Source organism: uncultured Aquabacterium sp., assembly GCF_947366995.1.
Lineage (GTDB): Bacteria > Pseudomonadota > Gammaproteobacteria > Burkholderiales > Burkholderiaceae_C > Aquabacterium.
Genome location: NZ_CANBCC010000029.1, coordinates 31440 through 43920 on the forward strand (window position 1 = coordinate 31440; position 12481 = coordinate 43920).

8 protein-coding genes are annotated in these 12481 nt (G+C 67.0%); all 8 read left to right on the forward strand.

From position 1 onward, the window contains the following. The first annotated feature begins 9 nt into the window (after positions 1–9). The gene (locus tag Q0Z44_RS09680) at positions 10–402 is read left to right on the forward strand and encodes a ChaB family protein (RefSeq protein WP_298012024.1); all 393 of its coding nucleotides are present in this window, start codon (positions 10–12) and stop codon (positions 400–402) included. Positions 403–410: 8 nt separating this feature from the next. Then, positions 411–659: a hypothetical protein gene (locus tag Q0Z44_RS09685; protein WP_298012026.1), complete on the forward strand. Its 249-nt coding sequence runs from the start codon at positions 411–413 to the stop codon at positions 657–659. 151 nt (positions 660–810) lie between these two features. Next, positions 811–2709, forward strand: coding sequence for a 1,4-alpha-glucan branching protein GlgB (glgB, locus tag Q0Z44_RS09690; RefSeq protein WP_298012028.1), 1899 nt, complete (start codon positions 811–813; stop codon positions 2707–2709). Beyond that, positions 2687–4774, forward strand: coding sequence for an alpha-1,4-glucan--maltose-1-phosphate maltosyltransferase (locus tag Q0Z44_RS09695; protein ID WP_298012029.1), 2088 nt, complete (start codon positions 2687–2689; stop codon positions 4772–4774). The genes glgB and Q0Z44_RS09695 overlap by 23 nt, the downstream gene beginning before the upstream one ends. Further along, positions 4771–8145, forward strand: coding sequence for a maltose alpha-D-glucosyltransferase (gene treS / locus Q0Z44_RS09700; RefSeq protein ID WP_298012031.1), 3375 nt, complete (start codon positions 4771–4773; stop codon positions 8143–8145). Before Q0Z44_RS09695 ends, treS begins: the two co-directional genes overlap by 4 nt. Before the next feature lie 35 nt (positions 8146–8180). Next, the gene (locus tag Q0Z44_RS09705) at positions 8181–9368 is read left to right on the forward strand and encodes a glycoside hydrolase 100 family protein (RefSeq protein WP_298012039.1); all 1188 of its coding nucleotides are present in this window, start codon (positions 8181–8183) and stop codon (positions 9366–9368) included. Beyond that, positions 9365–11494: a glycogen debranching protein GlgX gene (gene glgX, locus Q0Z44_RS09710; protein ID WP_298012034.1), complete on the forward strand. Its 2130-nt coding sequence runs from the start codon at positions 9365–9367 to the stop codon at positions 11492–11494. The genes Q0Z44_RS09705 and glgX overlap by 4 nt, the downstream gene beginning before the upstream one ends. After that, the coding region (locus tag Q0Z44_RS09715; RefSeq protein WP_298012036.1) for an alpha-amylase family glycosyl hydrolase at positions 11491–12481 on the forward strand (991 nt) is incomplete at its 3' end. The genes glgX and Q0Z44_RS09715, both read left to right, overlap by 4 nt.

Sequence of the window (12481 nt, forward strand, 5' to 3'; positions counted from 1 at the left end):
GACGCCGCCATGCCGAGCCGAACCACCAACACCGCCCTTCCCTCGACGCTGAAACGCTCGCCGGCCAAGGCCCAGCGCACGTACACCAAAACGTTGGCCCACGCCGAGGAGACCTATGGCCCCGGGGAACGCGCGCGTCGCACGGCCATGTCTTCGCTCAAGCACAGTTTCGAGAAGGTGGGCGACCACTGGGAACCGAAAGCCCGGCGCGGCCCGTCCGACCCGCAGGCTGCCGCCTCGGGTGATGCCGCCCGTCGGGGCGACCAGCCCACGTATGGCGGGGTTGACGCCCAGGGCCAGACCCGCGAGGCGCTGTATGCACGCGCCCGCGAGCTCGGTATTCCGGGGCGTGCCCGGATGAACAAGGCTGCACTGGCTCAGGCCATTGCGCGTCATCAGTGAGGTCGCCCATGTCCGTTCCCACCGTTCCCTCCCCTGTGCCACCCGGTCCGGGCACGCCCTCGCCTGCCCCCGACATTCCGACGCCGGAAGGCCCGGATGTGCCGGATCCGCAGGGCCCCGATTTTCCGCAGCCCGACCGCGGCCCGGAGATCACGCCGACGCCCCCTCAGCCCGAGATCGCCCCGCCGCTGACGGAGCCCGAGGTGTCGCCTGTGCCACCGCAGCCCGAGGTCACGCCGCCCCCCGAGATCCGGTGAGGCGGTTGTATCCGCACCGGCACCTTTTCCCGGTGCGTCTGCACTTCTTGCCAGCCCACCCGGTGGGCCCCTATCCCGTGCCTGGGCGGCTGCGCGCCCGCCGGGCACGTCCTTTGCCACCGTGCGATACCGCCATCTTCCGGCTCGGCCCATGCTCAGTGACCTCGACATCCATCTGCTGCACGAAGGCACGCATGCCCGTCTGTACGACATCCTGGGAGCCCACCCGAACGAAGGCCCCGAAGGCGGTACCCGGTTCGCTGTATGGGCGCCCAATGCCGAGCGGGTCACGGTCATGGGCGACTGGAATGGCTGGGATCCACACGCTCATCCACTGAGCCCGTGCGAGCGCGGCAGCGGCATCTGGCATGGCGTGATTCCGCAAGCGCGGCACGGGCACATCTACAAGTACCACCTGTGCAGCCAGCAACACCACCAGGAACTGGTGAAGGCCGACCCCGTCGCCTTCTATTCCGAGGCGCCGCCCGCCACCGGCTCGCGGATCTGGAGCAGCCATTACGCGTGGGGTGATCAGGCCTGGATGGCACGCCGCGCCGAGCGCAACGGCCTGTCGGCGCCCATGTCGATCTACGAGGTGCACGTGGGTTCGTGGCGACGCCCCGATGGCCGGCCGATGGGCTGGCGGGCGCTCGCGAAGGAGCTGGCGGCGTATGTGAAGGAGCTGGGCTTCACGCACGTGGAGCTGATGCCCGTCACGGAGCATCCCTTCTACGGTTCATGGGGCTACCAGACCACCGGGTACTTTGCCCCGACGGCCCGCTACGGCACGCCGGAGGACTTCATGGCCTTCGTCGACCATCTGCATCAGAACGACATCGGCGTGATCCTGGACTGGGTGCCTTCGCACTTTCCAACCGATGCCCACGGCCTGCATTACTTCGACGGCACGCACCTGTACGAACACGCCGACCCGCGTCAGGGCTTCCATCCCGAATGGCATTCCAGCATCTTCAACTACGGCCGCGGTGAGGTCAGCAGTTTTCTGATCTCGTCGGCGTTGTTCTGGCTGGACCGCTATCACATCGATGGCCTGCGAGTCGACGCGGTCGCCTCCATGCTCTATCTGGACTACGCCCGGCAGCACGGCCAGTGGGTGCCGAACCAGCATGGCGGCAAGGAAAACCTTGAGGCGATCACCTTTCTGCGCCGGCTCAACGAGGCCCTGTACCGCGCCCATCCGGATGCCTTCTCGGTGGCCGAGGAGTCGACCGCCTGGCCCATGGTGTCGCGCCCCACCAGCATGGGCGGCCTGGGTTTCGGTATGAAGTGGAACATGGGCTGGATGCACGACACGCTGGCTTTCATGAAGGAAGACCCGCTGTACCGGCGCCATCACCTGGGGCGGCTCACCTTCTCGCTGGTCTATGCGTTCAATGAGAACTTCGTGCTGCCGCTCTCGCACGATGAGGTGGTGTACGGCAAGGGTTCGCTGATCGGCAAGATGCCCGGCGACCCCTGGCAGAAGATGGCCAACCTGCGCCTGCTGCTGTCCATGATGTGGACGCACCCGGGCAAGAAGCTGCTGTTCATGGGCGGCGAGTTTGCGCAGCAGCGTGAATGGACGCACGAGGGCGAACTGGAGTGGCACCTGCTGGCCCAGGCGCCCCATCAGGGCGTGATGCGCCTGGTGCAGCAGCTCAATGCCCTGCTGCGACGCGAGCCGGCCTTGTACGAAATCGACTTCGGCCCGGAGGGGTTCGAGTGGGTCGAGAGCCACGATGTGGTCAACAACGTGATTGCCTTTCTGCGCAAGCCGCGGGGTGGTGCAGGCAGCCTGCTGGTGGTGTGCAACCTCACGCCAGTGCCCCAGCAGGGCTACATGCTGGGGGTGCCCGCGCCGGGCCACTGGCAGGAGATTTTCAACAGCGACGCGACGGATTACGGTGGATCGGGGTGGGGCAACCTGGGCGGTGTGATGGCCGTCAACCAACCGAGCCACGGGCGCCCCTGGTCGGTGCCCTTGACCCTGCCACCGCTTGCCGCAGTCGTGCTCAAAGGGGAGGCGCATGCCGCGCAAGGCCAACACTGAACCGAGAACGCCACCGCCGCAACTGGTCGGGGCGCCCCATGAAGGCCGCGCCCGCGCGGTGATCGATGCGGTGCTGCCGCATGTGGATGCCGGCCGCTTTGCGGTCAAGTGCATTGCTGGCGAGCCCTTCGAGGTGACCGCGCACGTGTTCACCGATGGCCACGATGCCGTGCGCGCCGTGCTCAGGTGGCATGCCGAAGCCGGCGACGCGCAGGATGTGGAGATGCGCCCGCTGGGCAACGACGAGTGGCGGGCAGCCTTCACGCCGCCGGTGCCCGGCCGCTATGGCTACACGGTGGTCGCGTGGGTGGACCGCTTTCAGTCCTGGCGCGGCGAGATGAAGCGCCGTCAGGGTGAGGCGGACATCCGATTGGCCATGCGCATCGGCGCCGACCTGCTGGACGATGCGGCCAGCCGTGCCGCCGGTGAAGACCGTGAGCATCTGAGCGAGGCCGCGCGGCAGTGGCGCTGGCACGCCACCGACGAGGCGGTCGAGGTGCAGGCCATCCAGGCCATCGCGCTGGACGAGGCCATTGCAGCCCGCGCGTTGCGCTATCCGGATCGGCGGCTGCAGACCGTCTGGCCGCAGACGCTGCCGCTGGTGGCCGACCGGCTGCGTGCCCGGTTCAGCGCCTGGTATGAACTGTTTCCCCGCTCGGCGGGTACCCAGCCCGGCGTGCACGGCCGTCTCACCGATGTGGTGGCCCGCCTGCCCTACCTGGCCGAAATGGGGTTCGACGTGCTGTACCTGCCTCCCATCCACCCCATCGGCCGTGAACGCCGCAAGGGCCGCAACAACGCCGAGGTGGCCGAGCCGGGCGATGTGGGCAGCCCGTGGGCCATCGGCGCGAGCGAAGGGGGCCACAAGGCCGTGCATCCGGAACTGGGCACCGCTGCCGATCTGGCCGACCTGGTGACGCGTGCCGCCGAGTACGGCATCGAGATCGCATTGGACATTGCCTTTCAGTGCGCGCCCGACCATCCCTATGTGAACGAGCACCGGGAGTGGTTCCGCTGGCGTCCGGACGGCACGGTGCAGTACGCCGAGAACCCGCCCAAGAAATACCAGGACATCTACCCGTTCGAGTTCGAAACCAGCGACTGGCCGGCTCTCTGGCAGGAGCTGCGCAGCGTCTTCGACTTCTGGATCGCGCTGGGCGTGCGCGTGTTCCGCGTCGACAACCCGCACACCAAGCCGTTCGCCTTCTGGGAGTGGGCGATCGCGCAGATCAAGGCGCAGCACCCGGACGTGATCTTCCTGTCGGAAGCATTCACCCGCCCGAAGGTCATGCACCGTCTGGCCAAGCTGGGGTTCACGCAGTCGTACACCTACTTCACGTGGCGACAGACGGGCGAGGAGTTGCGCGCCTACTTCACCGAACTGGCGGAAGGGCCCGGTCGGCATTACTTCCGGCCGAACGCCTGGCCCAACACACCGGACATCTTTCATGAGCAGTTCCACCACCAGGGGCGACCCGTGTTCGCGCTGCGCGTGGTGCTGGCTGCCCTGCTGTGCCCCAGCTACGGGCTGTATGGGCCAGCCTACGAACTGCTGGAGAACCGGCCGCGCAGCCCGGGCAGCGAGGAGTACCTTGACTCCGAGAAGTACCAGCTTCGACACTGGGGCGAGACGTGGACCGTAGACCGCCCCGACAGCGTGGCCGGGCTGATCGCGCGACTCAACCGGCTGCGGCGTACGCACGTGGCTTTGCAGTCGATGGACCGATTGCGGTTTCACGACACCGACAACCCGCAGCTGCTGGTGTGGTCGCGGCAGGCGCGCGAAGGCGAAGACACGCTGGTCATGGTGCTCAACCTTGACCCGCAGTACGTCCAGTCCGGCTGGGTGACGCTGGACCTGGGTGCGCTGGGACTGCCGACCGACGCGCCGTACGAGCTGCACGACGCACTCACCGAGCAGCGCTTCACCTGGCAGGGACCGCACAACTTCGTGATCCTCGACCCGTCGGTCACCCCCGCGCATGCGCTGGTCGTGCAGCGCCCCGGGGCTGCGGCGGCAGGCATGCCTCCTGCCCTGTCAGATCAGAACGTTGTGGAGCCATGAACATGCTCTCGCCCGACATCCCGCATCTCGAAGAAGCCGCCCAGGGCGCCACGGTGCCGCGTGACGACCAGGCGCTCTGGTACAAGGACGCGGTCATCTACCAGCTCAACGTGAAGGCGTTCTTCGATGCCGATGAGAACGGCATCGGCGACTTCAATGGCGTGACGGCCCGGCTGGACTACATCAAGGACCTGGGCGTCAACGCGATCTGGGTGATGCCGTTCTATCCCTCGCCCCTGCGCGACGATGGTTACGACATCTCGGGCTACGAAGAGATCCATCCCTGCTATGGCACGCTGGATGACTTCAAGCGCATGCTGGATGAAGTCCACAAGCGGGATCTCAAGCTGATCACCGAGCTGGTGATCAACCACACGTCCGACCAGCACCCGTGGTTCCAGGCGGCCCGCCGCGCGCCGCCTGGCTCACCTGAGCGCGACTTCTATGTGTGGAGCGATACCGACACGCGCTACCCCGAAACACGCATCATCTTCACCGACACGGAAACGTCCAACTGGACCTGGGATCCGGTGGCCAAGGCTTACTACTGGCACCGCTTCTTCAGCCACCAGCCCGACCTCAACTTCGACAACCCGGCCGTGCTCGAGGCCGTGTTCAAGGTGATGCGATTCTGGCTCGACATGGGCGTCGATGGCTTCCGGCTGGATGCCATTCCCTACCTCATCGAGCGCGACGGCACGAACAACGAGAACCTGCCCGAAACCCACGCGATCATCAAGCAATTGCGGGCGGCCATCGACGCGAACTACGAGAACCGCTTCCTGCTTGCGGAGGCCAACCAGTGGCCCGAGGACGTGCGGGACTACTTCGGCGAAGGCGACGAGTGCCATGCGGCCTATCACTTCCCACTGATGCCGCGCATGTACATGGCCATTGCGCAGGAAAACCGCTTCCCGGTGGTCGAGATCATGCGCCAGACGCCGGCGATTCCCGACTCGTGCCAGTGGGCGATCTTCCTGCGCAACCACGACGAGCTGACGCTCGAGATGGTGACGAGCAAGGAGCGCGACTACATGTACAACACGTACGCGGCCGACCCGCGTGCGCGCATCAACCTTGGCATCCGGCGCCGACTCGCGCCCCTGATGGAGAACAACATCGACACCATCAAGCTGATGAACAGCCTGCTGCTGTCGATGCCCGGCTCGCCCATCATCTATTACGGCGACGAGATCGGCATGGGCGACAACGTCTACCTCGGCGACCGGAATGGCGTGCGCACGCCGATGCAGTGGAGTCCGGACCGCAACGCGGGGTTCTCGCGCGCGGATCCGCAGAAGCTCTACCTGCCGCCCATCATGGACGCGGTGTATGGCTACCAGGCGGTCAACGTCGAGGCGCAGCTCCGTGATCCGTCTTCGCTGCTGAACTGGATGCGCCGCATGCTCGCCGTGCGCAAGAGCAGCCATGCCTTTGGACGCGGCGCGCTGACCTTTCTGAAGCCGGGCAACCCGAAGATCCTGGCCTACCTGCGCGAGTACGAGGACGACACCATCCTGTGCGTGGCCAACCTGGCGCGCTCGGCGCAACCAGTGGAGCTCAACCTCTCGCGCTACAAGGGGCGGGTGCCGGTGGAACTGCTGGGCCGCACGCTGTTTCCGCCCATCGGTGAGCTGCCCTATCTGCTGACCATTGCGGCACACGGCTTCTACTGGTTCCGACTCGACAAGGATGCCGGCGCACCCAGCTGGCACGAGGAGCATGTGCCCATGGAAGACGTTCCCGTGCTGGTGTTGTTCGACAGCTGGCGCAGCTTCTTTCCCGAGATGGTGGTGCCTTGGCGTTCGGCGCTCGCGGTCAAGACACGGGCACAACTGGAAGAGCAGGTGCTGCCCCGCCACATCGAGACGCAGCGCTGGTATGCCGCCAAGGGCCAGGCCATCGAACGGGCCTCGCTGCGTGACCATGTCATGTGGACGGACGGTGCGCGGAGCTGGCTCATCACCCTGGTCGACGTGCAGAGCGCCAGCGATGGCGTGAGCTACTTCATGCCCCTGGCGAAGGCGTGGGAGGAGCAGGACGAGGAGCGCACGCGGGCGCTGGCCATGACGGCCCTGGCCCGCACACGACAGCATGCCCAGGTGGGGGTGATGGCCGATGCCTTCTCGGATGCCGCGTTCTGCCGCGCGGTGGTCCGGGCCATGGGTCAGGGCCTGAGCCTGCCGACTTCGGGCGGCACCCTGCGCTTTGAAGCCAGCGCGGTCTACGACGCGCTGCTGCAAGACAAGCTCGACAGCCTGCCGGTCAGCAAGCCACTCGGTCAGAGCAGCAACACCGTCGTCACGCTAGATGAAACGCTGTTCCTCAAGGGCTATCGGGCCGTGCGCCCCGGCCCCAGCCTGGAATACGAGGTGGGCCGGTTCCTGACCGAGGTCGCGCGCTTCGAGCACATCGTGCCCGTGGCGGGCCTGCTCACCCACCAAGCGCCCGACGGCACCGAGCGCCCCCTGGCCATCCTGCAGGGCTACATCGGCAACCAGGGCGACGGCTGGGCCTACACGGCCGGCTACCTCGAGCGTCACCTGGAGCGCTCGCGCTCGATGGCCGAGGCCGAGGCCCAGGACGTGCACGCGGCCTTCCTCGACCTGATCCGCACGCTGGGCCGTCGCACCGCCGAGCTGCACGCCGCGTTCGCCACGCCTTCAGGCGATCCCCTGTTCGAGCCGGAAGCCTTGACCGCTGCCGACGTGACGGCCATCCAGGCCCGTGTGCGGGCCGACGTCGCGCGCAGCCTGGACCTGCTGTCCGACCGTCAGCCTGACCTGCCCGCTGAAGTGCGCGATGCCGCCGCCGCCGTGTTGGCCGGCCGCGATGCGCTGATCGGCCTGATCGAACGGCCCTTGAGCGTGCCTGCCGGTGCACAGCGCATACGCTGTCATGGCGACTACCACCTGGGCCAGGTGCTCGTGACGGCCAACGATTTCGTGATCATCGACTTCGAGGGCGAGCCGGCTCGACCCATTGATGAGCGACGCACCAAGCAGCCGCCATGGTTGGACGTGGCCGGCATGCTGCGGTCATTCAGCTATGCCCGCCTGGGCGCCCTGCGCTCTGCCGTGCACTCGGCCGAAGAGCAGGCCTTGCTGGGCCCGATTGCCGAAGCGTGGGAGCAGCAGGTGCGCGATGCCTTCCTCGCCGGGTACGTCGAGCCGAAGGCGCCTGAGGCGTCCGATCCGGCGGATAGCCCACCGCCTGCGGCGAAGCTGGCGGGGCACGATGCCGCCTTGCTCACCCTGTTCGAGCTGGAGAAAGCACTCTACGAACTGCGCTACGAGCTCCACAGTCGACCGGACTGGGTGGCGATTCCTCTCGCCGGCCTGCTGCAGCTGCTGGCACGGGAGGCCGTGTGAGCACCGCCGCCGAACCCGCCGTGGCCCCGGCCTCGCTGCCACCGACCGGTGCCGAAGCCGACGAGCTGATCGAAGCCTGCACCCGGGCTTCGATCAACCTGTTGAAGGACAACCTGACGCCGTCCGGCATCCTGGCCGCCAGCCGCACCAAGGCGGCCGAAAGCCGCAGCTACACGCGCGTGTTCGGGCGCGATGCGGCGATCTGCGTGCTCGCCATGGCGGGCAGCGGCGTGCCGGCGCTGGAACAGGGCGCCGTCGACAGCCTGGATTCGCTGGCGCGGGCGCAGGCGCAGAACGGGCAGATCCCGAAGTACGTCGATCCGCTCGGCCACGACGCAGACTTCTGGTACCTCGGCTGTGTGGACGCGACGCTGTGGTGGCTCATTGCAGTGGCTCACGTGCAGCGCCACTCGAACATGCCGGGCGTGTTCGGCCGCTGGCGCGGGCACATCGACCGGGCCATCACCTGGCTGCAGGCACAAGAACACCAGCGCTTCTTTCTGCTGCAACAGAATGAGGCGAGCGATTGGGCCGACATCATGCCCCGCTCGGGCTTCGTGCTCTACACCAACGCCTTGTGGCACCGGGTGAAGGACCTGTTCGATCTGCCCAAGCTCGACGAGACGCACTACCACTTCAATCACCTCTTCCATCCCTACCAGAGTGACCTGCCCGAGTACCGCCGCGGGCGGCTTCTGCAGCATTACGCCCGGCGTGGTCAGCGCAACAAGGGGCTGTATCTGAGCTTTGTCAACCTGTCGTTCGTGGGCGACGAGGGAGATGTGTTCGGCAACGTGCTCGCCGTGCTCTATGCCCTGCGCGAGGACGCGGCCGGGCGTGACGTCATGAAGACGCTGATCAACGCGGGCGTGCACGAGCCGTATCTGGCCCGTTCGGTCACGACGCCGATCACGCGGGATCACGACCTGTGGCGAGCCTACATGGCGCGCCACCAGCAAAACCACCCGGACCAGTATCACAACGGCGGCATCTGGCCCTTCATCGGCGGGTTCTTCCTGCTCGCCCTGATTGGCCAGGGGCAGACCGATCTGGCGCGGACCGAGCTGGTCAAGCTGGCTCACGTGCTGAGCCTGGACAACTGGCGGTTCACGGAGTGGTTTCACGGCCGCACGCTCGCACCCTGCGGCATGCCCGGCCAGAGCTGGAATGCCGCCGCGTTCCTGATGGCGCGAAGGGCACTGGACGTCGGCGGGCTGTCATGAGCGGCGAGGCCTTGCGCGTGGGGCGCCCCTGGCCGCTGGGCGCCACCTGGGACGGCAAAGGCACCAACTTCGCACTTTTCAGCAGCGCGGCAGAGCGCGTGGACCTGTGCGTGTTCGACACACCGGAAGACGCGACCGCAAGGGCAACCTGGCCGCTCGTGCACCGCACCGGTCACATCTGGCACGGGTACCTGCCCGAAGCCGGTCCGGGCACGCTGTATGGGTGGCGCGTGCACGGGCCCTATGCGCCGGAGCAGGGCTCACGCAACAACGCGGCGAAGCTGCTCATCGACCCGTATGCGCGCGTCCTGCGGGGGGCGCTGCCATGGTCGCAAGCGCATTACGCCTATGACCTGGAAGACGACGACAGCGACCTTTCGTTCAACAACGAAGACAGCGCGGGCGTGATGCCCAAGTGCGAGGTCATCGACGAGGCCTACGACTGGGAAGGCGATGCCCTGCTGCAGACGCCGTGGCGAGACACGGTGATCTGTGAGCTCCACGTGAAAGGCTACACGCAGCGTCATCCGGATGTGCCACCCGCCTTGCGGGGCACCTACGCCGGGCTGGCGACCGAGCCGGTCATCGCGCACCTGAAGTCGCTGGGGGTGACGGCCGTCGAACTGCTGCCGGTGCACGCCTTCGTGGACGACCATCGGCTCACGGCCATGGGCAAGCGCAACTTCTGGGGCTACAACACGCTGGGTTTTTTCGCGCCCGAGATGCGCTACAGCGCCACCGGCGAAGTCAACGAGTTCAAGGACATGGTCAAGCGCCTGCACCGCGCGGGCATTGAGGTGCTGCTGGACGTGGTCTACAACCACACGGCCGAAGGCAACCACCTCGGTCCCACGCTCTCGATGCGGGGCATCGACAACGCCGCGTACTACCGGCTGGCCCACGACCGTCGTTATCACGCCGACTTCACCGGCACGGGCAACACGCTGGACACGCACCACCCGATGGCACTGCGCCTCGTGATGGACAGCCTGCGTTACTGGGTGACGCAGATGCATGTCGATGGCTTCCGGTTCGACCTGGCCACGGCGCTGGCACGCGGCGGCGGCCCGGCCGACTACGACATCCGCAGCAGCTTCTTCGCAGCCGTGGCACAGGATCCGGTGCTCTGCCAGGTCAAGCTGATTGCCGAACCGTGGGACCTCGGGCACGGTGGCTACCGCGTGGGCGGCTTTCCCACGGGCTGGGCCGAATGGAACGGGCGCTACCGGGACGACGTGCGCGCCTACTGGCGGGGTGACGAAGGCGCCCTGCCCGCCTTTGCCCGGCGGCTCAGCGGGTCGGCGGACCTGTATCAGCACGACGGGCGCCGCCCCGTGGACAGCATCAACCTCGTGACGGTGCACGACGGCTTCACCCTGCGTGACCTCGTCAGCTACAACGAGAAGCACAACGAGGACAATGGCGAGGGCAACCGTGATGGCGAATCCCACAACCTCAGCTGGAACTGCGGGGTGGAGGGCGAAACCCATGACGAGGCGGTGCTCGCCCTGCGTGCGCGTCAGCAACGCAATTTCCTGGCCACGCTGTTTCTTTCGCATGGCACACCCCTGCTGCTGGGCGGCGACGAACTGGGGCGCACCCAGCAAGGCAACAACAACGCCTACTGTCAGGACAATGAGCTGAGCTGGGTGGACTGGACCGATGCCCGGCACCATCCGCTCAAGGCCTTTGTGGCCCGCCTCGCGACACTGCGGCGCAGCCTGCCGGCCCTGCGCCGAACCGACTTCCTGACCGGGCTGCCGGGCCCTGACGGCCGCAAGGACCTGACCTGGTTCAACTCCGCCGGGCTCGAGATGAGTGCCGACGAATGGCACAACCCGGCAGCACGCAGCGCATGCGCCATCTGGTGCGGACAGCAGACCGACGAACGCGACGCACAAGGCCGCCCCCAGCCATGCGAGAGCGTGCTGATGATCGTCAACGCCTACCACGACCGCCTGCGCTTTGCCCTCCCGGCGTATCGCAGCGATGCCTGGACGGTGGTGCTCGACACCGCCGACCCGGATGGCGAGCCCCCACGCCGCGGGTGGCACGCTGGCGAGCGTTACCCGGTTGCAGGCCGATCACTGGTCCTGATGACCCAATCCCATTCGGAAACAGCATGAAGCGCGCCTGTCACCACATGCCTTACGGGGCCACGTTGATGCCGCAGGGGGGCGTAGCCTTCCGCCTGTGGGCGCCTGCGCCCTTGCCGATCGAGCTGCTGGTCTACCAGGCTGATGGCAGCGAGCATGCCATTCCCTGCCCGCCCGACGCGCTGGGCTGGCGAGAGGCCATCGTGCCCGGCGCAGGACCGGGCACACGGTATCACTGGCAGGTGCACGGGCCATCCGGTCCCGTCCGCGTGCCGGACCCGGCCTCACGCTGGAACCCGGAGGGCGTTGACGGCCCCAGCGAGGTGGTCGATCCCCAGCGCTTTCGTTGGGACGATGACTGGCGGGGGCGCCCGTGGTCCGAGGCGGTGCTGTACGAACTGCACGTGGGCACCTTCACGCCCGAGGGCACCTATGCCGCGGCCGAGGCGCATCTGGCTGATCTGGCCGAAGACGGCATCACCTGCATCCAGCTCATGCCACTGGCCGCGTTCCCGGGCCGCTTTGGCTGGGGCTATGACGGCGTGTTGCCGTTCGCACCGCATGCCCCCTACGGATCACCCGATGAACTGAAGGCCTTCGTGCGGGCGGCGCACCGCCTGGGCCTGATGGTGATGCTGGACGTGGTCTACAACCACTTCGGCCCGCAGGGCAACCACCTGTCGCTGTACGCGCCGGCATTCTTCACCGACCGGCACCAGACCCCTTGGGGCGCAGGACCGAACTTCGACGGGCCCGAGTCGGCCGCCGTGCGCGGCTTCTTCCTCCACAACGCGCTGTACTGGCTGGAAGAGTACCAACTCGACGGTTTGCGATTCGACGCGGTGCACGCCATCCTCGACGACAGCAGCCCCGACATCATGGAGACGATCTCGATTCGGGCGCGTGCCGCCTGTGCCGGGCGACACGTGCATCTGGTGCTGGAGAACGATCACAACGACGCACGGCGGCTGGCGGCTGCGGGGACCGCCGGTCGATTCGACGCCCAATGGAGTAGAT

Coding starts and splice junctions, on each gene's coding strand:
- Q0Z44_RS09695 (WP_298012029.1), top strand. CDS start 2,687: ATGCCGCGCAAGGCCAACACTGAACCGAGAACGCCACCGCCGCAACTG.
- Q0Z44_RS09680 (WP_298012024.1), top strand. CDS start 10: ATGCCGAGCCGAACCACCAACACCGCCCTTCCCTCGACGCTGAAACGC.
- glgX (WP_298012034.1), top strand. CDS start 9,365: ATGAGCGGCGAGGCCTTGCGCGTGGGGCGCCCCTGGCCGCTGGGCGCC.
- treS (WP_298012031.1), top strand. CDS start 4,771: ATGAACATGCTCTCGCCCGACATCCCGCATCTCGAAGAAGCCGCCCAG.
- Q0Z44_RS09685 (WP_298012026.1), top strand. CDS start 411: ATGTCCGTTCCCACCGTTCCCTCCCCTGTGCCACCCGGTCCGGGCACG.
- glgB (WP_298012028.1), top strand. CDS start 811: ATGCTCAGTGACCTCGACATCCATCTGCTGCACGAAGGCACGCATGCC.